Annotated in this window: 22 protein-coding genes; 2 read left to right on the top strand and 20 right to left on the bottom strand. The window is 48.4% G+C overall.

Annotated features, from left to right (window positions below; translation table 11 throughout):
* Positions 1 to 138 precede the first annotated feature (138 nt).
* Positions 139 to 2,535, bottom strand: a complete 2,397-nt coding sequence (locus EJE48_RS10885) for an S-layer homology domain-containing protein (RefSeq protein ID WP_160117365.1) — start codon at positions 2,533 to 2,535, stop codon at positions 139 to 141.
* A gap of 402 nt (positions 2,536 to 2,937) precedes the next feature.
* Between EJE48_RS10885 and EJE48_RS10880 the strand changes: the two genes are divergently transcribed.
* Positions 2,938 to 4,053, top strand: a complete 1,116-nt coding sequence (locus EJE48_RS10880) for an alanine racemase (protein ID WP_118580843.1) — start codon at positions 2,938 to 2,940, stop codon at positions 4,051 to 4,053.
* Positions 4,054 to 4,111: 58 nt separating this feature from the next.
* On the opposite strand, the gene EJE48_RS10875 is transcribed toward EJE48_RS10880, so the two are convergent.
* The 12 genes from EJE48_RS10875 to EJE48_RS10820 all read right to left on the bottom strand — a co-directional run bounded on the left by EJE48_RS10875 (position 4,112) and on the right by EJE48_RS10820 (position 16,732).
* The gene (locus tag EJE48_RS10875; protein ID WP_160117364.1) at positions 4,112 to 5,017 is read right to left on the bottom strand and encodes a copper amine oxidase N-terminal domain-containing protein; all 906 of its coding nucleotides are present in this window, start codon (positions 5,015 to 5,017) and stop codon (positions 4,112 to 4,114) included.
* 199 nt (positions 5,018 to 5,216) lie between these two features.
* Positions 5,217 to 5,414, bottom strand: coding sequence for a DUF896 domain-containing protein (locus tag EJE48_RS10870; protein WP_118580849.1), 198 nt, complete (start codon positions 5,412 to 5,414; stop codon positions 5,217 to 5,219).
* Positions 5,415 to 5,434: 20 nt separating this feature from the next.
* Positions 5,435 to 6,610 carry a tRNA uracil 4-sulfurtransferase ThiI gene (thiI, locus tag EJE48_RS10865; RefSeq protein ID WP_118580852.1) on the bottom strand — a complete coding sequence of 392 codons (1,176 nt, stop codon included), beginning with the start codon at positions 6,608 to 6,610 and terminating at the stop codon, positions 5,435 to 5,437.
* Positions 6,611 to 6,629: 19 nt separating this feature from the next.
* Positions 6,630 to 7,778 (bottom strand): cysteine desulfurase family protein, encoded by a 1,149-nt coding sequence (locus EJE48_RS10860; protein WP_118580855.1) that lies wholly within the window; start codon positions 7,776 to 7,778, stop codon positions 6,630 to 6,632.
* A gap of 10 nt (positions 7,779 to 7,788) precedes the next feature.
* The gene (locus tag EJE48_RS10855; RefSeq protein ID WP_118581218.1) at positions 7,789 to 8,514 is read right to left on the bottom strand and encodes a 16S rRNA (uracil(1498)-N(3))-methyltransferase; all 726 of its coding nucleotides are present in this window, start codon (positions 8,512 to 8,514) and stop codon (positions 7,789 to 7,791) included.
* A 5-nt stretch (positions 8,515 to 8,519) separates the two neighbouring features.
* Positions 8,520 to 9,497: a 50S ribosomal protein L11 methyltransferase gene (gene prmA, locus EJE48_RS10850; protein ID WP_118580857.1), complete on the bottom strand. Its 978-nt coding sequence runs from the start codon at positions 9,495 to 9,497 to the stop codon at positions 8,520 to 8,522.
* A 150-nt stretch (positions 9,498 to 9,647) separates the two neighbouring features.
* On the bottom strand, positions 9,648 to 10,382 hold the full coding sequence (locus tag EJE48_RS10845; RefSeq protein ID WP_118580860.1) for a nucleotidyltransferase family protein: 735 nt from the start codon (positions 10,380 to 10,382) through the stop codon (positions 9,648 to 9,650).
* Between the two features lie 27 nt (positions 10,383 to 10,409).
* On the bottom strand, positions 10,410 to 11,384 hold the full coding sequence (locus EJE48_RS10840) for an RluA family pseudouridine synthase (protein ID WP_160117363.1): 975 nt from the start codon (positions 11,382 to 11,384) through the stop codon (positions 10,410 to 10,412).
* A gap of 19 nt (positions 11,385 to 11,403) precedes the next feature.
* Positions 11,404 to 12,508, bottom strand: a protein-coding gene (gene prfB / locus EJE48_RS10835) for a peptide chain release factor 2 (RefSeq protein WP_118580866.1) whose coding sequence is annotated in 2 segments (ribosomal slippage) — positions 11,404 to 12,432 and positions 12,434 to 12,508 — 1,104 coding nt in all. Because the reading frame shifts where the segments join, the coding sequence is not laid out codon by codon here.
* 92 nt (positions 12,509 to 12,600) lie between these two features.
* Positions 12,601 to 13,221 carry a C39 family peptidase gene (locus EJE48_RS10830; protein WP_160117362.1) on the bottom strand — a complete coding sequence of 207 codons (621 nt, stop codon included), beginning with the start codon at positions 13,219 to 13,221 and terminating at the stop codon, positions 12,601 to 12,603.
* A gap of 93 nt (positions 13,222 to 13,314) precedes the next feature.
* On the bottom strand, positions 13,315 to 15,909 hold the full coding sequence (secA, locus tag EJE48_RS10825) for a preprotein translocase subunit SecA (RefSeq protein WP_016406682.1): 2,595 nt from the start codon (positions 15,907 to 15,909) through the stop codon (positions 13,315 to 13,317).
* A 232-nt stretch (positions 15,910 to 16,141) separates the two neighbouring features.
* Entirely contained in the window at positions 16,142 to 16,732 is a 591-nt protein-coding gene (locus EJE48_RS10820; protein ID WP_016406681.1) for a thymidine kinase, read from the bottom strand.
* A gap of 205 nt (positions 16,733 to 16,937) precedes the next feature.
* Between EJE48_RS10820 and EJE48_RS10815 the strand changes: the two genes are divergently transcribed.
* Positions 16,938 to 18,275: an MATE family efflux transporter gene (locus EJE48_RS10815; protein ID WP_118580872.1), complete on the top strand. Its 1,338-nt coding sequence runs from the start codon at positions 16,938 to 16,940 to the stop codon at positions 18,273 to 18,275.
* Positions 18,276 to 18,493: 218 nt separating this feature from the next.
* Here the strand turns inward: EJE48_RS10815 and EJE48_RS10810 are convergent, their stop codons facing one another.
* The 7 genes from EJE48_RS10810 to EJE48_RS10780 form a co-directional block, all read right to left on the bottom strand.
* Positions 18,494 to 19,084, bottom strand: coding sequence for an HD domain-containing protein (locus tag EJE48_RS10810; RefSeq protein WP_118580875.1), 591 nt, complete (start codon positions 19,082 to 19,084; stop codon positions 18,494 to 18,496).
* A 113-nt stretch (positions 19,085 to 19,197) separates the two neighbouring features.
* Positions 19,198 to 19,743, bottom strand: coding sequence for a ribosome hibernation-promoting factor, HPF/YfiA family (gene hpf / locus EJE48_RS10805; RefSeq protein WP_118580878.1), 546 nt, complete (start codon positions 19,741 to 19,743; stop codon positions 19,198 to 19,200).
* A gap of 539 nt (positions 19,744 to 20,282) precedes the next feature.
* Positions 20,283 to 21,485, bottom strand: a complete 1,203-nt coding sequence (locus EJE48_RS10800; RefSeq protein WP_118580881.1) for a class I SAM-dependent rRNA methyltransferase — start codon at positions 21,483 to 21,485, stop codon at positions 20,283 to 20,285.
* A 105-nt stretch (positions 21,486 to 21,590) separates the two neighbouring features.
* Entirely contained in the window at positions 21,591 to 22,772 is a 1,182-nt protein-coding gene (locus EJE48_RS10795) for a coenzyme F420-0:L-glutamate ligase (RefSeq protein ID WP_016406676.1), read from the bottom strand.
* A 329-nt stretch (positions 22,773 to 23,101) separates the two neighbouring features.
* Positions 23,102 to 23,824 carry a purine-nucleoside phosphorylase gene (gene deoD, locus EJE48_RS10790; RefSeq protein ID WP_016406675.1) on the bottom strand — a complete coding sequence of 241 codons (723 nt, stop codon included), beginning with the start codon at positions 23,822 to 23,824 and terminating at the stop codon, positions 23,102 to 23,104.
* Between the two features lie 67 nt (positions 23,825 to 23,891).
* On the bottom strand, positions 23,892 to 24,728 hold the full coding sequence (locus EJE48_RS10785; RefSeq protein WP_118580884.1) for a deoxyribonuclease IV: 837 nt from the start codon (positions 24,726 to 24,728) through the stop codon (positions 23,892 to 23,894).
* Between the two features lie 11 nt (positions 24,729 to 24,739).
* Positions 24,740 to 25,285, bottom strand: a complete 546-nt coding sequence (locus EJE48_RS10780; RefSeq protein ID WP_118581221.1) for a helix-turn-helix domain-containing protein — start codon at positions 25,283 to 25,285, stop codon at positions 24,740 to 24,742.
* Position 25,286: the final 1 nt, after the last annotated feature.

The following is a 25,286-nucleotide window of genomic DNA, read 5'->3' as shown; positions in this document are numbered from 1 at the left end:
GGAAGGGTTGCTCCCTTCCGCTCCTCTTTCAGACCTCCGGTTTTAAGCCAAGAAAAACCGGAGGTTTTTCTTTTGCTTTTCTGCAATCAAAAAGGACGAAACCCCGTTTCCGGAATTTCGTCCTTTTCTATTCCTTTTTTATCCTGCGATTGCACAGATTCTTACAATTTTGCCCTTAGAATCCTTCGTCAATGCAACCGTGCAGTCATCCCTTGCATCCGAGCAGGCATCCAGAAAGTCCTGCAGTCCATACAAATCCTCATCATATCTGAGGTTTCTCTTATAATCATCCGCATCCGCCGCCGCAGAAAGCTTATACACAAACTCTGCACGGGTGCTGATTTCAAATGTCTTTTTGCTGCCGTCTATCCTTACCTCGATTTCATCTGCTCTTCTGTCAACAGATACCAGCTCGCCGCGTGCATCCTCCCAGAACGCCGTAATCGTTTTTACCTCACCGCTACCGTTATAGCCCAGCTCCACATAAATCTGGGAATCGCCATAGGCATAGTCCAACTCGCTGTTCAGCTTCGTCAGACTGATGCTTTCGCCGCCCAATTTCACTGTTACACTGCTTGCCAAATCCATCTTGATATTCAGCCCTGCCGCCGTAACGGTAATGGTTCTCTTATCCTCAACCAAGTCTCTGAGATAGCCTTCCTTCGCGTCCGCCATCTCCGCGGTAATTTCGCAAACATCACCATTCTTATCGAACCCCAACGTAACATTGAAGCTGTAATCCTTATAGCTGTCAATCAAATCGGAAACATCCCTGTTCTTGCCATTGATGGTTACATCCACATCATCCGCCAAACCGTAGGTATAGTCCTTTTCCTTCGCTACAATCGTAAGCTCTCTCTTGCTGATTTTACTCAGCTTGCCCTTGTTATTACTGCTGAATTTCGATACCGCAAGAAGCTCCGTTACCTCGTCATCCCTGTTGGTGTCCACCGAAACGGTGTACGCCTTGCCATCGCGATAGCTTTCCCGCAGGGCAGAAACACTGCTCTTCTTGCCGTCAATCCGCACTGTCACATCATCACTCAGGTTATACTGATATGTCTTACTTCCTGCCGTAAATTCAATGCGTTTGCTGTTGAGGAAGGTCAGCGTGCCGTTGTAATCATCCTCCATAGAGGTAATCTTAATCTCCGAAACCCTGTTATTCTTATCCAGCTTCAGGGAAACCACAAAATTGCTGTCATCATAATTCCGTTGGAATTTGCTGAACTTCATCGTATTGCCGTTATAGGTAACCTCCACATCGCTTGCCAGAGTGTAGGTATATTCCTTCTTGCCGGATTTGATGGTAATCTCGTCATCCTCCACATCCGTCACAGTGCCGTCAGTGGGGTTGTTTGCATTCACCACCGCTACAACCTTCAGCACATATTCATCCTTATCCAGAGTCAGTGTTACGTCATAGGAGGTATCCTCCAAGGCTCTGGAAAGCTTGCTGACGGTCGATTTCTTCCCATCCAGTCTGATTTCCACATCATCATCCAGATAAAATTTCTTTTCGGTCGAGCCATCCTTGACCGTAATCTTGGAATCGGTGATATCCTTCAGCTCATATTTCTTTTCAGTTGTCTGCTTGATGCCGTTCTTGGAATATGTCACCGTGATACTGCTCATATACTGCCCTTCGTAGGTCACCTTCACAGTATCCCCTGTTTTGATATCCGAAAGAGCAATCGTCTGTCCGTTATATTTCGCCGTTACCTTTCCTTTCACCCCAAACAGGCTCAAAGAGGAACCGCTTGCCGTCATCGTCAGGAAAATATCCCCATTCTGCATCGTCTTGCAGTCGGTCACTGTCCCTGTTGCGGTTTTCTGGTTTGTTTCCGTTCCCTTGTTTTCCACCAACTTATTATAGGATTTTACGGAAAGCACCGCCATCTCCGCACGAGTGATGTTCTTCTTTGGATTGAATTTATTATCCGAATCCCCCACCATCAAATTCACTCTATACAACAGCTCCAGATAGGGCACTGCCGTTGCGGAAATCGCATCCTTATCGGCATAGCCCAGTGTTGCACCGGATTTCACGTCATACCCCTTTACGGTATCCATCGCCTTCCCGAAAATCACGCCGACATCCTCGCGATTTGCCGCCTTTGTGCCGCCCTGCAGCTTATTCAGCTCCGCCGTTGTCAGAATACTGTTTTCCAAGCCGTATGCCGTTGCCTTATACGCCCACGTCGGGATGTTATACGCGCTGATTACAGGCTTCCATTTTGTCACCGTTGCATCATTGACATCCTGCTTCGTGTATGCCTTCATGATAGAATACATCAGCTGCACCGCTTCGCAATAGGTCACGTTGTTTCTCGGCTTGCAGTAACGCTTGCCGTTTTCCTCGTAGCCGCTCATCAGCCCAAGCTCTGCCGCCTGATTCAGAAACGGCTTAAAGCCCGACCACGTCACCGTGTTGATATCCACAAAGGTTGTTGCCGCATAGGCAGGCACTGAAATACTGCCCATCAACAGGCTTGCTGTTGTTGCCAAGGTTAGAATCTGCTTTGTTTTTTTCATACCTTCTGCCCCCTTCTTGTTCTCTGTTGTCTCCAAAAGGACAAACCTCTCTACCATAATTGTATCATAAATTTCAGGAAAAAATTCTTTCAATTTCCTTAATCTTTCGCATTTTTTACGAACTATCTTTTCTTTTAGACGAAAATTTTTCCGTTTTGTTCCACCCCTGTCCCCTGCTTCGGATAAACAGAAGCCATCCGGTTATCCATTAAAATCGTCACTTCATTTTTTCTTTCTCCGCTGAAAGCCCTTTCGCCATTTTTCCTATACAAAACATCGGCTTTTCTTCACTTTAACATAGAAAAAGCCCCTCTGCAATCGTGATTCTGCCGATTGACAGACGGCTTTCTTTTCGGTAATGTATTTCTATAGAAACACGATTTTAAAGGAGGTATGATACCCATGAAAAAACACGAATTACAAACCCCCGCTATCCTCTTGGATCTGGATAAGCTGGAACACAATATCCAATCCTGGCAAGCACTCTGCAACGAAAACGGCAAAGAGCTGTGGCCCATGATTAAGACGCATAAAAGCACCGCCCTTGCGAAAATGCAGCTGGACGCAGGCGCAACAGGCTTTCTCTGTGGCACATTGGATGAATGTGAAATGGTTTATCAGCTTGGCGCAAAGCATATCATGTATGCTTACCCCACCGCAAACCCCGTCAATATCCGCCGCCTGCTGCCCTTTACCAAGGATGCAGAGCTGATTATCCGTCTGGATACTGTCCGCGCGGCAGAAATTTTAAACAGCGAAGCGGAAAAAGCAGGTGTCACCGTTTCCTATACCGTCATTGTGGATATGGATTTCCACCGCTTCGGGATGCCCGCAGATGCCGTTGTGGATTTCGTGAAAACGCTTTCCTCCTTGAAAAATCTGAAATTCCGCGGCATTTCCACCCATCCCGGACAGGTTTATGGCTGCACCACAAGAGCCGCTTTGGAGACGGTTGCCAAGCTGGAAAAGGATACCATGAAAAAGGCTGCTGATGCTCTGGCTGCGGCAGGCTTCCCCTGTGAAATCATTTCCTCCGGCTCTACTCCCACCTTTGAGATTGCCGTAAAGGATAAAACCCTCAACGTAAGCCATCCCGGCAACTATACCTTCTTCGATAACATCCAGATTTCCCTTGGCACCTGCGGCGAGGATGCTTGCTCCTTACGCGTATTGGCAACCGTTGTTTCCCATCCCTCCGAGGAATTCTATCTCTTTGATGCCGGCTCCAAATGTCTGGGTCTGGATCAGGGGGCACACGGAAATTCTGCTATCAAGGGCTTCGGGCATGTTGTCGGGCATCCTGAGCTGACGATTGTCGGGCTTTCCGAGGAGGTCGCAAAGGTAAAGGCAGACGGCACATGTACTCTGCAGATCGGTGATCGGGTCGAAATCATCCCGAATCATTCCTGCTCCACCGCAAATAATACCGGCTGGTATACCTGCGTGCGCGGCGATGAGATTGTAGATTTCATTGCAGTCGATGCAAGAGAAAACAGTAAGAAAAAAGGTACATTATAATACGAAAAAGGGAGTCCATTCGGACTCCCTTTTTTCAACTTAAAATACCGATTTTATGTTAATTAAAAATCTCGCTGGAAACGTATGTCTTGCCGTCCTTCAGCTCACTGGGCATTGCCGCCTTCATCACCATATCGCCCTCAACTACATATTCTGCGCTGCCAAGCGTAATTTCAATGGAGGTGCCGTCCTTTTCCAGAACGATAGGCTTCTGCTTGCCCTGCCATTTTACGGTATAGCCGTTTTCCTTTGCCGCCTCTCTCAGAGGAACCATCATCTGCACCTGCATTTTAGGCTCGTTTTCCATTTCTTCCCCTACTTCCTCCGCCTGTGGCAGCAGCAGCACCAGGGAGGGGGTTGTCTGTGCAGGAATGCTTCTTGTTGTAATATCATAGAATACCAGTGCATCTCGGTTCTTTACATCCGCAGCGGAAAGCTTGATTTTTGCGCCCTCCATGTTCAGAATTCTTGTTTCATCGGAAATATTCAGCTGCAGCTTATTTGTCTCATCTGTCAGGTCATCCCCGAAGTGTCCAACCATCATATTGTCCGCATCTGCATTGGCAACCACTGCTGTCACGCTGCCCAGATAAGGGGGCAAGCTCATACCCATAGGGCTGTTTGCGCTGTAAACCACTGCAATCTCCATGCCCTCTGTCAAATCAGCCACTGTTTTATAGCTGCCGTCCTTTCTATCCAGAATCAGGCTGTTTGCATCAACTGCAAAACGCAGACCGCCATTTTTGTTTTCGATTTCCACAACGGAAACACCGTCTGTTCCGGATTTCTCTACGGAAATAATCTTACCGCTATCCGTTACAAAGCCTTCTTCCTTTACGTCCATCTCACTGCCTGTTGCAGCCATATCATTTGTTGCTGTTCTGTCTACCGCAAACACAGTTGTGCCTGCCAGCATTGTCAGCACCATACCCATTGCCATAACCTTTGTCATATTCTTTTTCATATTCATTTCCTCCTAACTAAATGGTGTGGTATTTTTTTCTGTTTTCGTTGTATACCAATCAGACGTAATCTATTTTGCAAAAGTTCCGTTTTTTTTAAAAAATTATCAGATTTTTATTGTTTCTTTTTCCAAACAAAAAGAACTGCTATTTCATCCTTCTGAAACAGCAGTTCCTTCGCTTTTATTTTTTTTATTTTTTTTATTTTTCTTCTTTTTCGTCCTCGTCCACAATTTCAATGTTATCTAGCTGTGTCTTGAAATTCGCGCGGAATTTAATCAGGAATTCCTGACGCAATAAGGTCTGCTCTTCCTTTTCCGCTTCGGTCAGACCAACGGTTTTCGCTTTCTTCGCCAGTTCATTGATACGCTTTGTCAAAGGGGTTGCCTGTTCAAACATCTTTCATCCTCCTTACGCCATTACAAATCGATAATTTCCGCATTGGCAACCGCTTCCTCCAGCAGTCTGTCCAATTCGGTCAGCTTATGCTCCGCCTTTTCAATATAATTCAGACGAGGCTTTGTCACAGGATGCTTTGCCACAAAAACAGTACAGCAGTCCTCATACGGGCGAATGGAAATTTCAAATGTACCGATTTTTTCCGCACGTTCAATGATTTCCGCCTTATCCATCCCTGCCAGAGGGCGCAGTACAGGCAAATCGCAGACTGCATTGATGACCTGAATCCCCTGCATGGTCTGGCTTGCCACCTGTCCCACGCTTTCGCCTGTCACCAGTGCCAGTGCATCATCCTTGTGTGCAATCATTTCCGCCGCACGCATCATCGCACGTTTCAGATGAATCGTCAGGCGGTCATGTGCCGTGTTATCCAGAAGGTACAGCTGCAATTCCGTAAAGGGAACCACATACAGCCGAAACTCCCCTGTAAAATCCGCAATGCGCTTCGCCAAATCAATCACCTTTTCCTTCGCCCATTCGCTTGTATACGGGGGGCTGTGGAAATAAACGCCCTCCACCTCAACGCCGCGTTTTGCCATCATCCATGTTGCAACAGGGCTGTCGATGCCGCCGGAAAGCAGGCTGACTGCCTTGCCGTTGCTACCATAGGGCAAGCCGCCGTAGGTGCGGATTGTTTTGGAATGTAAGTAGGTGCTGTTGCGAATCTCAATATTCAGCGTCACATTCGGATGCTTCACATCCACCCTCATATTCGGCATGTGATCCAGAAGATACGCCCCCACCTCCATGCTCATTTCCATGGAATGCATGGGATAGCTTTTATTCGCACGGCGTGTATTTACCTTAAAGGTCATTTCCTTATCGCCGTAAAATTCCTGCATGTGCGCCAATGCTTCCTTGCAGATGGTATCAAAGCTGTTATCCTCCAGACGCACTCCGGGGCAGATGGAATGCAGCCCGAAGATGGTTTCCAGCTTGGGAATGGTAAAATCATAGTCCAATTCGCCATCGCGATTTTCCACAATCAGGCGACCGGGGTCACGCACAACATAATAGTTACCGTAAGGGTCGAGATTTTTGCGAATCGCGGAAATCAGGCGGTTGATGAAGATATATTTATTATTGCCGCGCATGGCAATCTCACCGTATTTCACGATTAAAACCTTTTCAGCCATTATTTTCTCCTTTTCTCGCTTATCTGTTATATTTTCTGAAGAAGGGAACCAGTTCCTCCAACGCTTTCAGACATTCCTTTGCTTCCTCCACTGTATTATAGCGGCAGAAGCTGAAACGGATTGCCCCTTCAATTTCAGAGAAGGGCAGACCCATTGCCGTCAGAACAGGGCTGCCAACCTTTTTCTTACTGTCGCAGGCAGAGCCGGCAGAAACCACAATGCCCTTGCTTTCCAGTGCGTGCAGCAGTACTTCGCTTCTGAGCCCCTTGAAGGTCACATTCAGCACATAGGGGCTTGCCTCCTCCAGACTGTCCCCGTTCAGCTGGGTATCGGGCAGAGCAAGAATCCCTTCCAGCAAGGTCTGCTTTACCTCTCTCACATGCGCAATGCTTTCCTTCATGCTCTTGAAGGCTTCGTCACATGCCACGCCCAATGCCGCCGCGCCGGGGCCGTTTTCTGTACCGGGGCGCTGTCCTCTCTGCTGTCCGCCGCCGAGCATCAGCGGTTTCACCTTCAAGCCCTTGCGCATATAGAGCATCCCAACGCCCTTCGGTCCATGAATCTTATGACCGCTCATCGTCAGCAGGTCAATTTTCATTTTTTCCACATCAATGGGGTATTTCCCGAAGGCCTGCACCGCATCCACATGATACAGACACTGCGGATTCTTCTCCTTAATCAGCTTGCCGATTGCCGCCGCATCCTGCACCGTTCCCGTTTCGTTATTTACCAGAATCGTGCTGACCAGAACCGTATCGGGGCGGATGGCATTTGCCAGCTCCTCCAAGGAGATATGTCCCTGTCTGTCCACCTTCAGCCATGTGACCTCTGCGCCCTTTTCCTCTAATAGCTTCATAGGATTCTTCACCGCAGGGTGTTCAATTTCCGTTGTAATAAAGTGCTGTCCCTGTCTTTTATAGCCCTCTGCCGTGCCGTAAATCGCCCAGTTGTCGCCTTCCGTGCCGCCGCTGGTAAAGAAAACCTCGTCATATTTGCAGTGAATCCCTCTTGCGATGATTTCCGCCGCATTTCTGATTTCCTTTTCCGCCGCCAGACCCATAGCACTCACAGATGCAGGGTTGCCGTATTGTTCGCAGAGCATTGTGCTCATTTTTTCCGCTACCGCAGGCAGCGCTCTTGTTGTTGCCGCATTATCAAAATAAATCATACTTGCCTCCTCAATCCAATTCATATAAAAGGATAGCTGTTGTTGTCATGCCGGCCGTTTCCGTCCGCAGGATGCGTTTCCCAAGGGTGATTGGCGTAATGCCGTTTTCCTTCGCCAGTGCGATTTCTTCCTCAGCAAAGCCGCCCTCCGGCCCGATGAAAACGCCAATGCTCTCACCCTTGAAGTCCTTCACAAATTCGCGCAGCCCTGTCTTTTCTTCCCTCTCATAAGGGATAATCGCGCCATCCAGTCTTTTTGCCTCTGCAACGGCATCCTTGAATTTTAGCACCTGTCCGCCGATTTCGGGAATCTTCCCTCTGCCGCTCTGCTTTGCCGCCGCCTCGGCAATTTTCTGCCAACGCTCCAGCTTTTTGCCTTCCTTTTTATCCAGCTTCACAATGGCACGCTCGGTGCTGACCGCAACAATCCGCTCCACGCCAAGCTCCACACATTTCTGAATAATCAGCTCCATCTTATCCGCCTTCGGCAAGCCCTGATAAAGCGTAATTTTTGTTTTCGGCTCTGTTTCGCAGGGCGCTTTGGAGAGAATCTCCAGCTGTACCCCATCTGTCAGAGAGGAAATTCTACATTGGTAATCCATGCCCTCTCCGTCGCAAAGCGTTAGCTCCTCGCCCTCCTTCGCGCGCAGAACGGTCTTAATATGCTTTTCGTCCTCTCCATGCAGGCAAATCTGTCCTTGTGTCATGTCGATTTTATCAAAGAAAAATTTCGGCATCCCCATCACCCCACATATTTCGATGCGATGGCAACCCAGCCCTTTTTCTCACGCACATCCTGCACGTCAAAGCCGCCTGCCGCCAGTGCCGCAAGCACATCCTCTTTTCTCTCGGTAATGATACCACTCGAAAGGAAAATACCGCCGTCCTTAATATAGTCAGGCACCTGCTTCGTCAGTGCAATGATGATATCCGCCACAATGTTTGCCTCTACCATGTCATATTTTTTGCCGCTGTATTTTTCATGCAGTGCCGCATCCTCCAGAATATTCCCTGCACAAACATGGTATTTCTCTCTGGGAATATCGTTCCTGTCGCTGTTTTCATAAGCAATCGCTATGGCATTCGGGTCAATGTCCACTGCATCCGCCTCCTTCGCCTCCAACAAAAGAGAGGCAATCGAAAGAATCCCGCTGCCACAGCCGATATCCAGAACCATATCGTCCTTTTTCACGTATTTTTCAATCAGCTCCATGCAAAGCTGCGTGGTTTCGTGTGTCCCTGTGCCGAAGATATGTCCGGGGTCAATTTTCAGAATCACCTTATCGGTTTCCTCCGTCAACTCCTCCCAGGAGGGCTTAATCATGATTTTTTCGCCGACAGGGAAGGGCTTGAAATATTTCTTCCAGTTGTTCGCCCAATCCTCCTCCTGCACGTTTTTCATTTTTAACTCCAAAGAGCCTAAATCCAATTCCTTCTCACTTGCCTTCACTGCCGCCAATGCGCCCTGAATCTGTGCAAGCTGTTCTCTGCCGTAAAGGTTATCGCGCAGGAAAAAGGTAATTCCTGTTTCCAGTTCTTCCTTTTCCTCCACCAGCTCATCTGCCACATAATCCCATTCTCTGTTGGGGTTTTCCAGAAATTCCGCAAAATCCGCCTCATCATGAATCATCAGTCCTGTCAGTCCGCACTGATACAGCACGCCCTCCACAGGCTCCAGTCCAATCTGGCTGGTCGCTACGAATACTTCAATCCATTCCATTTCAGGTTTTCTCCTTCCGTTTATCCGTTGCCCGTCAAATGTCTGAGCAAGTGCACAAATGCGTCTTTATGCATTTGCTCACCCGCTTGTCGGGACTTTTTTTATAAAAAGGAAATAAAGCCGTCCTTAAATCAGCAGAACGGCTTCGTGTTATTTGTCATAGAGTTCGCATACTTCCCGATAGCTTTCCGGTGTCCCGATGTCGTAGCACTCTCCCTCAAAGGTATAGGCGTATACCTCCTTCTGCCGGTAAAGCCATGCAGGGAAGTTGCCGGGGGAATCCGGCTTATTGCCTGCCGCCAAATATGCGGCAAACATGGGAACGGTTTCTTTCTTATAGAGGTATGCGGCGAATACAACCGTATTGGATTTGGGCTTTGCGGGCTTTTCCTCAATATCCAGCACCCTTCCGTTTTCATCCAGAAGGGCAATACCGAATTGGCTCAGCGCCGCCTCGTCCTCCCAGACCTTCACGCACACACAGTCGCGGTTCTTTTCATGGAAGAAATCCACATATTCCTTCAGCGAATAGGTGAAGAAATTATCTCCTGCAATTACCATCAGGTCATCCGCAATCTGCATTTCGTCAATCACAAAGGAAATATCCCCGATTGCGCCGCGCTTATTGGAATCATCTGTTGTGCCGTCATTCAGAACGGTAATGGGTACGCGGCTTTTCGCCGTTTTTGCCCAGTCCGCAAACTGCTCTGCGAATTTATCATTGGAAACCACATAAATCGCATCCAGCTCTTTTACGGTATTCATCTTCTCTACAATATGATCAATGATTGGTTTTTTGCCAATGGGGAGCAAAGCCTTCGGCGTATGCAATGTCAGCGGATATAATCTTGTGGCATAGCCCGCCGCCAAAATAATGGCTTTCATCTTCTCTCCTCCTTCATGTTGTTTCTTTTATTCTGCCCTGCCAAACAGACCATCGCAGATTTCCTGCAGCTGCTTCGGCAGAGGAGCCGTCATTTCCTTTCCGTAAAGATAGCCCAGAGGACCCTCCTGTTCCTTCCATTCCACCCGAAGGGCATGTAAGAACTGATTGGAAAGGGCATATTCCTCTCGGAATTTTCGATTTGTCGCTTCCGAGCCGTATTTTCTGTCACCTGCAACGGGATGCCCGATTGCCTGCATGTGGGCACGAATCTGATGCGTCTTACCCGTAATCAGCTGAATTTCCAGAAGGGTATAGCCCTTTGCATGTGCAAGCGGACGATATTTCGTCATCGTTCTTGCGCCGCTTCCCTCCCGTTTGGAAATGCGCACCTGATTCTTTTCTGCATCCTTCGTCAGATAGGCGGTAATTTCGCCCGCCTCATGTATTTCCCCTGCAACCAGTGTCAGATAAAACTTATTCAGCTTACGGCTGCGAATGATTTCATTCACCGCCTGTACGCCCTGCAGGGTTTTCCCCGCAATCACGATGCCACTTGTGTTTCTATCCAGTCGGTTGCAGAGTGCCGGGGTAAAGCTGCTCTCCGCCGCAGGGGTATACTGCCCCTTCTGATAAAGATAATAAAGCACCTGATCAATCAGCGTATCGGTATCACTGCTTTTTTCGGGATGTGTGAGCAGTCCTGCCGGCTTGGAAACCACCAGAATCTCGTCATCCTCATACACAATGCCAAAATGCCTTTTTGCCGCAGGCACCGTTTTTTCCTCCATAAAGGACTGCATCGTTTCCTCGGCGAGGTAAAGCCTGAGGGTGTCCCCTGCCCGAAGCAGTTCGTTTCCCTCTGCCTTACCGCCGTTGTATTTGATGCGTTTTTTCCGCAGCATTTTATAAATAAAGCCCTTGGAGGCCTTATTCATATATTTCAGCAGAAACTTGTCCAGCCTTTGATTTTCCTCGTTTTTGGTAATGATAATCTCTTTCAAGGCTCTTCCCTCCGGAAAATCAGCTGTGAATCCATGCCAGATATGCGCTGATAAAGTTATCAATCTCACCATCCATCACCGCGTCCACCTTACCGGTTTCCTCGCCTGTCCGGTGATCCTTTACCAGAGTATAGGGCATAAAGATGTAGGAACGAATCTGGCTGCCCCAGCCGATTTCCTTTACATCCCCACGGATTTCCGCCAGCTTCTGCATCTGCTCCTCAATCTTGAGGGCAAGCAGCTTACTTCTCAGCATTTTGAATGCCTTATCCTTATTGGCAAACTGGCTTCTCTCCTCCTGACAGGATACCACAACCCCCGTAGGGAAGTGTGTGATACGGATTGCAGATGAGGTCTTGTTGATGTGCTGACCGCCTGCACCGCTGGCTCTGTAGGTATCAATACGGATATCATCCGGCTTGATTTCAATTTCCGTATCATCCTCAATTTCAGGCATAACATCGCAGGACGCAAAAGAGGTCTGCCGTCTGCCTGCGCTGTCGAAGGGAGACACACGCACCAGACGGTGAATCCCCTTCTCGGATTTCAGATAGCCATAGGCATTTTCGCCGTTTACCTGAATAGTAACAGATTTCAGTCCGGCTTCATCGCCGTCCAGCATATCCAGTACCTCCACCTCGAAGCCTTCCTTCTGCGCCCATCTGGAATACATGCGGAAAAGCATATTTGTCCAGTCACACGCCTCTGTGCCGCCTGTCCCCGCATGCAGGGTAACAATGGCATTGTTGCGGTCATATTCGCCATCGAGCATCGTTGCAATGCGCAGTGCCTCGTATTCCGCAAGGAAGGAATCGTTCATTTCCTTTACTTCTTCATATACGCTGTCATCCTGCTCCTCGATGCCCATTTCGATGAGTGTCAGAATGTCCTCGTAGGTTGTTACAAGGCCTTCATATTTGCCGACCTTATTTTTCAGTGCTTTCAGCTTCTGCAATGTTTTCTGGCTCTTTTCCAGATCATTCCAGAAATCGGGGTCTGCGGAAAGCTCTTCTAATTCGTTTATCTTCTCCTTCGCGCCAGCGACGTCAAAGTGAAGCCCCCATTTCCTTTAATTTTTCGTCATAAGCAGAAAGGCCCAGACGGATCTGTTCTAACTCGAACATAAAAAATCATCTCCTTCATAATGAAAATAGAATTGATTTATTAGTTGACAAAGCATCCTGCGGCTTGGGCTTGCCACCAAAGACAGTTTGTCCTATTTATCTTCCTCGGAAAAATTTTCCGTTGAAAATCGAATGAAATTGCCGCCGAAGGAGGCCGAAAAATCTTCTATCGGCACCCACCAATTCGGCTTGTTTTGCTCCAAAAAGGCAGACGGATGATGCACCAGAAAGGCTGTCAGTCTGCCGTCCTCGGTCTCATAGCCAAGCACAGGCACCAAATGTCCGCTTTTCCCGTAAACACCGCTGCCGTCCGGCTTGGGCTTGCCCCCTTGAAAAAGGGGTGCCACAGAAACCATGCAGGGATGCCCTGCATCCAGCTCCTGCTTTAAGTCCTCTGCTGTTTTTTCGCGCAGTGCCTCGCCGTAAATGCCGTAATCCGCCGCAAGCTTCGCCAGCCCCCAGTGAATCCAGCCGACACCTTCTTTATAGGCACCTGCCGCAACACCCTTTGCAATCATTGTGCCATGGCGCTCCACCTGCTTGCCAAGGCCCTCCAATATCATACGCAAGGAGGCAATACCGCAACTGCGAAAGGTCCAGCTGTCCGCCTCAGAGAAGGAGGAAAAGCCCTCCTCCTTCCATGTTTCCTGCGTCATTCTCTGGGTATAAAAAGGGAAATCCATCTGTAGCCGATATTGCTTTTTTTCTCCCATTTGTTTCCCTCTTTCTGTCCCAAATGCTGCAAAATACCTGTGCATCTGCGTAAGCAAGCTTCCGCCTTGCACAGCCGCTTGATAACGCTTTCTTTACACGTTTCTGCCGCAGCACTGCTTATATTTCTTGCCGCTACCGCAGGGGCAGGGGTCGTTTCTGCCGATTTTTTCATCAGCGCGCTTCTTCGGCTGCTTTACCGCAGAATCATCCTTATTGGTAAACATCTGCTTCGGCGGTTCCTCCTGCTTTACCTCTGTCTGGATACGCACGCGGTAAAGAATCTTCAGCGTATCCTCCTGAATATGATTGCTCATTTCCTCGAACATATCATACGCCGCAAATTTATATTCTGTCAGAGGGTCTCTCTGTGCATAAGCATGCAGCCCAATCCCCTGACGCATCTGATCCATATCATCAATATGATCCATCCATTTCTGGTCAATCACGCGCAGCATCACCACGCGCTCCAGCTCACGCATGCGTTCTTCGCCCTCAGCCTGGCCCTGACCGATTTCCTTTTCCTTCATTTCATACAGCTGATTGCCCAGCTTTGTCAGGGTTTCCTTCAGCTTATCCTTTGTCATCTGAGGCAGCGCTTCATCCTTGATATTCACCTTGCCGACAGGAATAATTGCACTCAGAGATTCGCTGAATGCCGCCATATCCCATTCCTCAGGCAGCTGGTCATCGCTCATATGTGCGTCCACCGTGCGTTCCACAACCGCGCCAATCATGCCGACAATGCTGTCTCTCAGGTTTTCACCGTAAAGCACGCGTTTTCTTTCGCCATAAATGATTTCTCTCTGCTCATTCATGACCTGGTCATATTCCAGAAGGTGTTTACGAATGGCAAAGTTGTTGCCCTCTACCTTCTTCTGTGCATTTTCAATCGCCTTAGAAAGCATCCCTGCTTCAATCGGCTCGTCCTCTGTCATGCCCATCGCATCTACCAGCTTCATTGTCTTTTCGGAGCCAAACAGACGCATCAGGTCATCCTCCAGAGAGATATAGAAACGGGATTCGCCGGGGTCACCCTGACGACCGGCACGCCCACGCAGCTGGTTATCAATACGTCTGGATTCATGACGTTCCGTACCGATGATTTTCAAGCCACCCAGCTCTGCAACGCCTTCGCCCAGCTTAATGTCCGTACCACGGCCGGCCATGTTTGTCGCAATCGTAACTGCGCCCATCTGCCCTGCCAGTGCAACGATTTCCGCTTCCTGTGCATGATATTTTGCATTCAGCACCTGATGCTTCACGCCCTCCATCTTCAGCAGCTTGCTCAGTGTTTCGGATTTTTCGATTGTAACCGTGCCAACCAGTACCGGCTGTCCCTTTTCGTGCGCCGCAATGATATCTCTTACCACCGCGCGGAATTTGCCCGCCTCGGTACGATACACAACATCATCCAGATCCTTTCTCTGTATAGGGCGGTTTGTGGGAATTTCCACAACGTCCATCCCATAGATATTACGGAATTCTTCTTCCTCTGTTTTCGCCGTACCTGTCATACCGCATTTCTTAGCGTATTTATTGAAGTAGTTCTGGAAGGTAATTGTTGCCAGCGTTTTGCTTTCTCTGCGCACCTGTACGTTTTCCTTCGCCTCGATTGCCTGATGCAGACCGTCGGAATAGCGTCTGCCCGGCATCATACGCCCCGTAAATTCATCAACGATAACGATTTCGCCCTCATGAATCACATAATCCTTATCCAGATGCATGTTATAGTTTGCCTTCAAAGCATTGTTGATATAATGTTGCAGTTCCAGATTTTCGGGATCGGAAAGGTTGTCCACGGAGAAATATTTTTCCGCCTTTGCAACACCTTCCTGCGTCAGCACAACAGATTTCGCCTTTTCATCCAGAACGAAGTCGCCTTCCTCCTGAATTTCCTCCTTCAGAAGGGCATTCATTGCCTCATCCTCATTCAGAATACGACCCTTTTTCAGTTTTTTTACAAACAGATCTGCCACGCGATACAAATCCGTGGACTTGGAACCGCTGCCGGAAATAATCAGGGGTGTTCTGGCTTCGTCAATCAGAACAGAGTCAACCTCGTCGATGATGGCATAATGCAGGTCTCTCTGCACCATGTTTTCCTTTCGTACTACCATGTTGTCACGCAGGTAGTCAAAGCCGAACTCATTGTTTGTACCATAGGTAATATCGCAGGCATACGCCGCGCGGCGTTCGTTGTTGTCCATCCCGTTCAGGATGCAGCCCACGCTCAGCCCTAAGAAACGGAATACCTCACCCATCCAGTCAGAGTCACGCTGTGCCAGATAGTCATTGACCGTAACCACATGTACGCCCTTGCCCTCCAGCGCATTCAGATATGCAGGCAGTGTTGCCACCAGTGTTTTACCTTCACCTGTTCTCATCTCGGCAATACGTCCCTGATGCATCACGATGCCGCCCATCAGCTGTACGGGAAAATGCTTCATATTCAGCACATTGGGACGGGAAGCCGCCTCTCTTACCACTGCATACGCCTCAGGCAGAATATCATCCAGTGTTTCGCCCTTTGCCAGACGATCCTTAAATTCCTGTGTCTTTCCTCTCAGCTCTTCATCCGAAAGGTTTTCATACTGGGGGCCCAGTGCTTCAATCTTCGCCACGATGGGCTTGATTTTCTTGATTTCCTTTTCACTGTAGTTCCCAAATATTTTTTCCAAGAAACCCATTTGGTTCACCTCATTTTTCTTTTCTCACATGTGCCGAAAGCAGACAGCCACTCGATAGGCACACTTTTACATTATTATAGTATAGCAGAAGAACACCCCCGTACACAAGGAAAACTTGCGCATTTCAGGGGATGTTCAAAAAGTTTTAAGAAATCTTTATATAAATTTCACATTTTTTCTCAATACCACTATTCTTCTGACGAAAAACAGCGCATTTTGTTCCGCTTCTGCTTTATTTCTCTGATTTCGACTCAAGCGCCGCCTTCTTCCAGCATTTATAGCACATCGGACGATAGCTTTCGTTGCCCCCCAGAAGGAACTGCTCCCCTTCGGTAACAACTCTGCCCTCCGCATCAATTCTTGCGTTCACCATAGCCTTTCCGCCACAGGTGCAGACCGTTTTCAGCTCCGTCACGGAATCTGCCAACTCAAACAGCCTTGCACTGCCGGGGAACAATCTTGTCCGAAAATCTGTCCGCAGTCCAAAGCAGAACACAGGCACATTGTAATAATCCACAATCTCCCGTAGCTGCTCCACATGGGCAGGCTGTAAAAACTGTGCCTCATCCACAATAATCACATCATAAAATTCCCGTTCTCTGTCACGGAAAACTTCATATAAATCCATATCATCGTCAATCACATCCGCAGGCTGCTCCAGCCCGATGCGAGAATGTACCTTATCTGCGCCATAGCGCGTATCTGCCGCAGGCTTCATCAGCCAGACGCGCATCCCCTGTTCCTCGTAGTTGAATTTCGTAATGAGTGCCTGTGCCGATTTGGAGCTGCCCATCACGCCGTATCTGAAATATAATTTTGCCATACACAAAACCCCTTTGCTTTTTCTTCTCAATTTCCCTGTTATGATACCACAATCCTAGCCCCTTGGCGAGTGACACTCTCCCCAAAAATTCTTTTGCTTTTTGCTTTCTTTTCTCAAAAAAAAGAGTATACTGTCTAAAGAAGGTAAAATGACAAAAATATAACAAAATGATACCCACCAAAAATTCAGATTGGAGATGACTTTGTTGATTACAGATTTAACCCGGGGCAGCAGCCGAAAAATGCTCTGGATGTTTTCCATTCCCATGCTGCTGAGTGTTGCCTTTCAGCAGGTTTATCAAATTGCAGACAGCATCATTGCCGGGCAGTTCATCGGTGAAGCCGCGCTTGCGGCAGTCGGTGCATCCCACCCCATCACTATGATTTTCATGGCAGTTGCCGTTGGCAGCAATATCGGCTGTGCCGTTGTGGTTTCCCGCCTGTTCGGGGCAAAAAAATACAGCGCACTCAAAACGGCTATCTGCACCATCTTCTGCGCCTGCATTGCGGTCAGCGTGGTTCTGACGCTTGTCGGCATTTTCGGCGGAAGTGCCATGCTTCGCCTCATCCGCACCCCTGCCGATGTTTTCGCCGATGCCAAACTCTATCTGCATATCTATATCTATGGGTTTTTGTTCCTGTATCTTTATAATATCTGCAACGGCATCTTCACCTCTCTGGGGGACAGCCGTACGCCGCTGTATTTCCTCATCGGCTCCTCCATAAGTAATATTCTTCTAGATATTTTCTTCGTGGTCTGGCTGAAAATGGGCGTTGCCGGTGTTGCATGGGCAACCTTCGCCGCACAGGGCGCGGCATCCGTACTCGCCTTTCTTACGCTGGTGCATCGCATCAAGCAATTAAGAAGCACCGAACCGTATGCAAAATTTTCCGCAGAAATGCTTGTACAGGTTACTATCGTCGCCATCCCAAGTATTTTGCAGCAATGCTTTGTTTCCGTCGGGAATCTTTTCGTGCAGTCTGCCGTCAACAGCTATGGCTCTGCCGTTGTTGCAGGCTTTTCTGCCTGCCAGAAGCTGAATACCTTCGCCGTCACCTGCATGACAACCCTGTCCAACGGCGTTTCCTCCTTCACCGCTCAGAACCTTGGCGCAGCTAAAAAGGAACGAGTTTCCGAAGGCTTTCGGGCAGGGGCGCTCCTCGGTATTCTGGTCTGCGTACCGTTTTTCCTGTTCTATTTCTTCTTCGGTCGCACCGCCATGGAGCTGTTTCTGGATGAAAGCAGTGCTGCCGCAATTCAGGCAGGTGTAGACTATATGCACATCGTCACCCCCTTCTATTTCATCGTAACGATTAAGGTCATGTGCGATGGGGTGCTGCGCGGCGGCAGTGCCATGCTCTATTTCATGACAACCACCTTCACCGACCTCTTCCTGCGTGTGGCGTTGGCGTTTCTCTTTGCAAAAGGACTTGGTCTCGGCGCAACCGGCATCTGGATGGCATGGCCAATCGGCTGGACGCTTTCCACCCTCCTTTCCGTTTTCTTCTATCATCTTAAGCCTTGGGAAAAAAATCCGACATAAAACACACAGGGCAGTGCCGATAAAGCACTGCCCCTTTGTGTTTCGACAAAGTAATTCTGAGGTAGCGGAAGGGCTTGGGAAACAAACCCGTTTCCCAAATGGAATCCGCAGTCGGAATTCACTTCCGGCGAGGAAAACAGTGAGTTTCGAGGCTTTTTAGCCGATGGAACTCATCTGTTTATTCTTCTGTTTCAACAAGTCGAAAACCTGTTTTCGACTTAGGGTTTAATGTTTCCCTTTCGGATATTTTCCTCAATCAATCCACGGGTATATTCCCAGATTTCCGCCGAACCCAATTCCGTTTTCGCCTGTCTCCCCCAAACCTGACTGCGGCTCACCCTATGCGCGCGCCAATCTCCGCCGTCATTGGCATTATTCAGCAGCAGCGGCTGAAAATTATCCATCACATGCGCAAATCTTGCTTCAGGTGTTTCATTCGCTTCAAATTCTTCAAATAATCCGCGCAGCTCATCTCTCTGGTCATCGGGCAGTAAGCCGAAAATCCGCTCTGCCGCCTTTTCCTCCCGCTCCGCCTGTGTTGCCAGCCCTGCCGTATCGTAGGCATAGGTGTCCCCTGCATCAATCTCCACAATATCATGAATCAGCGCCATCATCATCGTTTTCGCAAGGTCAAATTCCGCATTCGCGTATTCCTTCAGCAGATAAATCATCATCGCCATGTGCCACGCATGCTCGGCATCGTTTTCCCTTCTGCCGTGCCCACTCAGGTGCGTCTGCCTGAGAATATTCTTCTCCTTGTCCGCCTCCAGAATAAACGCTACCTGCTTCTTAAATCGTTTTCTGTCCATCCTTCTCCCTCTTTCTTCATAAGAAAAGCCTTAGACCTTTCGGTCTAAGGCTCAGAAACTCGTCTGTTTATCTTTCTGCTTCAGCAAGTCAAAATCCTGATTTCAACTTATTTTTAATATTCGGGCTCAATCAGACCGTAGGTGCCGTTCTTTCTCTTATAAACCACACTTACCTCGTCTGTCTCCGCATCGCGGAATACAAAGAAGCTATGCCCTACCAGCTCCATTTCCATGACAGCCTCTTCCGCATCCATAGGCTTTACGGCAAAACGCTTTACCTTCTCGATTTTTACCAGAGGCTCGTCATCCAAGTCCTCCTCAGGCACCAGAATTGCCGCATATTCTGCCGCATAGGCATCTGCGCCGTTTCTGATTTTGGTGCGCATCCGTTTTTTATAACGGACAACCTGCCCCTCCAGAATATCCACCGTTTTATCCATAGCGGCTGTCATGTCCGCATCCTGCACCTCTGCCCGTGCATATCTTTTATTCATAGGAATGGTTACTTCCACCGTAGCAACCTGTTTTTCCAAGCTTAATGTGATGGTTGCCTCTGTGTCCGCAGGGAACAGCTTGGCAATTCGATCCATCTTCTTTTCCACCATTTCCTTTGTTTTGTCCCATACATCGATGTTTTTCCCAATAATGTTATAACGCATACTAACAACTCCCTTCGGGATTCTCTCATCTTCTCAGAGAATCAAAAACATATATCCAATCGGCACCGCGCCGATGAGATTCAAAAGTAATCAAAATGGATTTCCTGTTTATTTGTTATATTCTCCGTTATTTCGTAAAATCCTTCTTTCTTTTGAAAAAAATATTCAAATTTTCGATTTTTTTCGCAAGAGCATCAAAAAAGGGTTGTAGGCTTTTTATGCTTTCGTTTCCATAATCTGATTTATGGAATCGGATACTTTTTCCGCAGAAGCAGAAACGGCGGATTCTCAGGCTTTTCAAATTTCCACAAAAAACGACATTCCTCTCCATTTTTCCACAAATTTTTTTTGCACAACCTGTGGATATTGTGAATAACCTTGTGGAAAACTTACGTTTCAAGGATTTTTATTGTGGATAAAACGTGGAATTTATCCACGTTTTCCACAGCCACATTCTTCTGTTCATATCTGCCATAGGTTCACATAAAATTGCTTCTCCCAAAAAGAAAAAGTTCTTCGTTCTTTTTTTAATCGCCGCATTAGGGCTGATTCATAACCTGAAAAATATAGAATTTCAGATAATAGGATTCCTCTGCCGCCCAGAGAATCGGGTGATCGGGTGCCTGATGGCGATATTCCACCTGACGCAGGCGTTTATGCACATTCTTTGCCGCCTGCCCAATGGTCTGGGTGAACAATTCATAGGTCATGAAATGCGAGCAGGAGCAGGTTGCCAGAAAGCCGCCATCCTTCAGCAGCTTCATAGCGCGCAGGTTGATTTCGCGATAGCCCTTAACCGCATTCTTGACAGAGCTTCTGGACTTTGTAAAGGCAGGAGGATCAAGAATGATTACATCGAATTTTCTGCCCTCTGCTTCGAGTCTGGGCAGCAGCGCAAACACATCCTCGCACTGAAATTTCACAACCTCCTGCAAGCCATTCAGCTTGGCATTCTCCGTTGCCTGATCCACCGCAAGCTGGCTTGCATCAATCCCCAGTACGCTTTTTGCCCCCGCAATGCCTGCATTCAGCGCAAAGGAGCCTGTATGGGTAAAGCAGTCCAGCACATCCATTCCCTGACAAATTTTATGAATGGACAGTCGATTATACTTCTGGTCAAGGAAAAAGCCGGTTTTCTGCCCTTCCTCCACATCAACGATATATTTTACGCCGTTTTCCACAATCTGCACCTTGGGGTCAAAGGGTTCGCTGAGGAAGCCCTTCCAAGGCTGCATGCCCTCCTGCCTGCGCACCTTCGCATCACTGCGTTCATACACACCGCGGATATGGATGCCATCCTCCAGCATAGCTTCGATGAGCAGGCGCAAAATGGTTTCCTTCATGCGGTCAATCCCCATCGCAAGAGACTGTACCACAAGCACATCGGAGAATTTATCCACAACCAGACCGGGCAGAAAATCCGCTTCCCCGAAAATAACACGGCAGGAGGAAATATCCACCGTCCGTTTGCGGTAATTCCAAGCCGCCTGCACTCTTTCACGCAAGAATGCCTCATCAATCACCGCATCCTTATTTCTGCTCATCATACGGATGGTGATTTTGGAATTGCTGTTATAAAAGCCTGTCCCCATGGGATAGCCGTCAAAATCCTCTACCATAATCAGCTCGCCATTGACCGCATCCTCTGTTACGGCGGCAATTTCATTATCAAATACCCAAAGACCGCCTGCCTTAAGCATGCGTCCTTCGCCCTTTTTCAATGTTGCAACAGGTAAACCCATCAGCCTTCTCCTTTCTGAATAAAAACCCTTCCTGCGAAAAAAAGGAGTATCTCCCGATACTCCTTTTCATTTTACTTATCTTACTTATCCGCTTATCAGACTTGCTTAGTTTGCGTAGTTATTGAAGTAATTCTGAACCAGAACGATAGGGGTACCCTTATCACCGGAACCACTTGTCAGGTCACACAGGGAACCAATCAGGTCTGTCAGGCGGCGAGGTGTGGTACCTTCGGATGCCATCTGTCCCTTCAGATTTGCTTCTTTTGCCTTAATTGCATTCTTGATTGCATCTGCCAGTGCATCGCCGTTCAGGTCAGCGAAATCGTTATCTGCCAGATATTTCAGCTTCAGCTCATTGGGCAGACCGTTCAGACCATCTGTATAGCCTGCGCCGACAACGGGGTCAGCCAACTCCCAAATCTTACCAACGGGATCCTTGAATGCGCCGTCGCCATAAACCATAGCCTCTACCTTTACGCCGGTGCGTGCGATGATTTCCTTCTGGATTTTTTCTGCAACCTCCTGTGCGTTCTTAGGGAACAGCTTGATGGTTGTTTCTGTTGCCTTATTGGAGCCCAGCAGACCGTACTCTGCATTGTAGCCGCTGCCGTTTACGGGTGCGTTCAGGATTTCTGCCAGTGTCAGAACCTTTTCGCCGCCCTTTGCCAGAATACGACGTTTGGAGCGTTCTCTGTTGTGAATATCACAGCACAGCACGTTCTTTGTATACTTTACGATTGCTTCGGGGTGGTTTGCGAATACGATTTCAGCTTCTGCGCCTTCCTCTTCAATCAGACCCTTGTAGTATTCTACATAGTCAACGCCTGTGAAGGGGTGCTTCACATAACCGAATGCCTTACGGTATTCATCCAGAGACAGCACGTCTGTGTAGGGATTTACGCCGCTGTCATCCAGAATATCCATATCAAACAGGTGGTTGCCTACTTCATCGGAAGGATAGCTCAGCATCAGCACTACCTTCTTTGCGCCCTTTGCGATACCTCTCAGGCAGATTGCAAAACGGTTTCTGCTGAGGATGGGGAATACAACACCGACTGTTTCACCGCCCAGCTTTGCTTTTACGTCTGCCGCAATATCCTCTGTGGATGCGTAGTTGCCATCTGCACGAGCAACAACTGCCTCTGTTACACAGATTACATCTCTTTCATGCAGCTGGAAACCATCCTGCTCCACTGCCGCCAGAACGGAATCTGCTACGATTTTAACGATGTCATCCCCTTCACGGATGATAGGTGCTTTGATACCTCTGGAAATTGTTCCTGCCATAGTGTAAAACCTCCTGAAAAATTCGATTTATTTCTCACAGGCGTTCTGCCTGCTTTGATCGAATGATTTTTGCCATTGTGCAAAGCGGAAACCCGAATCCCATTTTCTGCAAGCAGAATGGTCTTCCTAAGGAAAAAAACGGCTTTCTCCGCTATAAATGTAAAAAGATCCCACGAAAACGCGGGATCGATGGCAAAATTTCTAGTCATGGTGTGATGAAAGTACATTCGATCACCGACGCACTCATTCTACCAAGAAAAGCGCACACTTGTCAATAATATCCCACTTGTTTTCTATAAAAATATCTTATATCAATCATAATTTTTCATTTAGACTTCCTCCATCCGAGCCGCCGTATCCAAGGCAATTTCCATCATCTGGGTGAAGGTATTCTGTCTCTCCTCGGCTGTGGTGGCTTCGCCTGTAATCAGATGGTCGGAAATGGTAACAATGGTCAGCGCGCGTTTGCCTGCCCTTGCCGCCTCCAGATACAGTGCGGTCGATTCCATTTCCACCGCAAGCGTACCCATTTTCGCCCAGGAAACGGTTTCCGCCATGCCGCCCTCGTTATAGAATGCATCAGAGCAGAGGAGATTGCCAACGTGCATTTCAATTTTCCTTGCCTTCGCGCAGTCCACCGCTGTGGAAAGAAGCGTATAATCCGCTGTGGGGGCTAAGGTGCCGGGCATGTGATATTGCTCGGCATAGCTTGAGGTTGTGTTGGAGCCGATGCCTGCCACGATATCGCGCACCTTCAGCCTTTCGGACAATGCCCCCGCGGAGCCGATGCGGATAATGTTTTCCACATCATAGAAATTGAATAATTCATGGCTGTAGATACCGATGGAAGGGCAGCCCATGCCGCTTGCCATAACAGAAACCCTTTTGCCCTTATATAGACCCGTATAGCCGAGAATCCCACGGGTGTGGTTGACCTCCACGGCATCGGTCAGAAATGTTTCCGCAATGAATTTCGCCCGTAAAGGGTCGCCGGGCATCAATACTGTTTTTGCAAAATCGCCTTTTTCGGCAGAAATATGAGGTGTTGCCATATCCATTCCCTCCTTATTGTTATTGAAGCTTGCTATTGAAAATTTTTCTCGTTTCTCAAATCGTTTCTTATTTTTCCTCGCGCAGGCTTTTTAAAAGAGAAATCTCTTTGGCGTAGCCCGCCGCCTCGTTCGGTGTTTCCAGATAAAACGGCAGATGGCACAGCTTCGGGTGGTTGATAATATTTGCAATGCCTGCCAGACCAAGCGTACCCTCACCGATTTTCTCGTGTCTGTCCTTATGACTGCCGATGGGATTCTTGCTGTCGTTCAGGTGAATGGCTTTCAGCCTGTCCAAGCCGATGATGTCATCAAACACCTGCAGAACGCCGTCCAAATCCCCGATGATGTCATAGCCGCCATCATACACATGGCAGGTATCCAGACAAACGCCCATGCGCTCCTTCTGCTCTACTCTGTCCAAAATGGCGCGCAGCTCCTCAAAGCTTCTGCCGACCTCACTGCCCTTCCCTGCCATGGTTTCCAGAAGGACGAGGGTTTTGCCGCCTGCCGAAAGAATATCGTTCAATGCGTCCGCAATCAAAGGAATCCCGATTTCCACTCCCTGCTTCACATGGCTGCCGGGGTGGAAATTAAACATCACATCGGGCAGAAGCTCCAGCCTTGCCAAGTCCTCCTTCATGGTATTTCTGGCGAAGGTGCGCAAATCCTCCTTCGCGGCACAGGGGTTCATGGTATAGGGTGCATGGGCAAGCAGTGTGCCGAAGCGGTGCTCCGCATGAAAGGCATTGTATTTTTCGATATCCTCTAAATCCAGCGCCTTAACAGAGCCGCCTCTGGGGTTTCTGGTGAAAAACTGGAACACATTCGCCCCAAGCCTCACTGCCTCCTTCCCCATGGCAAGATAGCCCTTGGCGGCAGATAAATGACAGCCGATATAAAACATAGTTGTCCTCCTTAGCCGATATAATACACGATATTGGTAAATTCCGTCATGCTTTCCCCGCGGTTGCAATAGGTATGGGGCTGGGTGCAGTCAAAATGGATGAAATCCCCTTCTCTGAGGAGATATTCCTCGCCGCCGTAACGCAGAACCATTTCCCCTCGCGTCACCAGAAGATATTCATGCGTATTCATGCCATGCCCTTCGGAAGTGTATTCCTTATGTGCATCCAATTCGCCGTTGAAAAACTCAAAATCGCGCGCAGGGTTGGCTGTATTGTAATGGTAGGCACGATAGCCGTCATACTCCGCAATAACGCTTTCCTCTTTTCGAATCAGCAGAGGCGCATCAATCTGCTCATCAATCAGCTTTGTATAGGAAACCTGTAAGCCACCTGCGATCTTCCAGAGAGTGTTGATGGTAGGGTTGGATTCGCCCTTCTCAATCTGGCTGAGCATAACCTTGCTGACACCGGAAAGCTCCGACAGCTTTCCCAAACTGAAGCCACGCTCTGCGCGCAGCCGTTTTAAATTGACAGCAATAATTTCATTCAGATTCATG

It is taken from the genome of Anaerotignum faecicola (genome assembly GCF_003865035.1).
GTDB classification, from domain to species: Bacteria; Bacillota; Clostridia; order Lachnospirales; family Anaerotignaceae; genus Anaerotignum_A; species Anaerotignum_A faecicola.
Note: the sequence above shows the minus strand (reverse complement) of the source record. Positions and strands in the feature narration are given on the sequence as shown.

Coding starts and splice junctions, on each gene's coding strand:
- prmA (WP_118580857.1), bottom strand. CDS start 9,497: ATGGAATGGATTGAAGTATTCGTAGCGACCAGCCAGATTGGACTGGAG.
- deoD (WP_016406675.1), bottom strand. CDS start 23,824: ATGGCAACACCTCATATTTCTGCCGAAAAAGGCGATTTTGCAAAAACA.
- hpf (WP_118580878.1), bottom strand. CDS start 19,743: ATGCGTTATAACATTATTGGGAAAAACATCGATGTATGGGACAAAACA.
- EJE48_RS10780 (WP_118581221.1), bottom strand. CDS start 25,285: ATGAATCTGAATGAAATTATTGCTGTCAATTTAAAACGGCTGCGCGCA.
- EJE48_RS10880 (WP_118580843.1), top strand. CDS start 2,938: ATGAAAAAACACGAATTACAAACCCCCGCTATCCTCTTGGATCTGGAT.
- EJE48_RS10785 (WP_118580884.1), bottom strand. CDS start 24,728: ATGTTTTATATCGGCTGTCATTTATCTGCCGCCAAGGGCTATCTTGCC.
- EJE48_RS10875 (WP_160117364.1), bottom strand. CDS start 5,017: ATGAAAAAGAATATGACAAAGGTTATGGCAATGGGTATGGTGCTGACA.
- EJE48_RS10800 (WP_118580881.1), bottom strand. CDS start 21,485: ATGGGTTTACCTGTTGCAACATTGAAAAAGGGCGAAGGACGCATGCTT.
- EJE48_RS10885 (WP_160117365.1), bottom strand. CDS start 2,535: ATGAAAAAAACAAAGCAGATTCTAACCTTGGCAACAACAGCAAGCCTG.
- EJE48_RS10855 (WP_118581218.1), bottom strand. CDS start 8,514: ATGCCGAAATTTTTCTTTGATAAAATCGACATGACACAAGGACAGATT.
- EJE48_RS10810 (WP_118580875.1), bottom strand. CDS start 19,084: ATGGACAGAAAACGATTTAAGAAGCAGGTAGCGTTTATTCTGGAGGCG.
- EJE48_RS10845 (WP_118580860.1), bottom strand. CDS start 10,382: ATGAAAGCCATTATTTTGGCGGCGGGCTATGCCACAAGATTATATCCG.
- EJE48_RS10860 (WP_118580855.1), bottom strand. CDS start 7,778: ATGATTTATTTTGATAATGCGGCAACAACAAGAGCGCTGCCTGCGGTA.
- EJE48_RS10820 (WP_016406681.1), bottom strand. CDS start 16,732: ATGGCAAAATTATATTTCAGATACGGCGTGATGGGCAGCTCCAAATCG.
- EJE48_RS10870 (WP_118580849.1), bottom strand. CDS start 5,414: ATGTTTGAACAGGCAACCCCTTTGACAAAGCGTATCAATGAACTGGCG.
- EJE48_RS10795 (WP_016406676.1), bottom strand. CDS start 22,772: ATGGCAGGAACAATTTCCAGAGGTATCAAAGCACCTATCATCCGTGAA.
- thiI (WP_118580852.1), bottom strand. CDS start 6,610: ATGGCTGAAAAGGTTTTAATCGTGAAATACGGTGAGATTGCCATGCGC.
- EJE48_RS10830 (WP_160117362.1), bottom strand. CDS start 13,221: ATGGGAGAAAAAAAGCAATATCGGCTACAGATGGATTTCCCTTTTTAT.
- secA (WP_016406682.1), bottom strand. CDS start 15,909: ATGGGTTTCTTGGAAAAAATATTTGGGAACTACAGTGAAAAGGAAATC.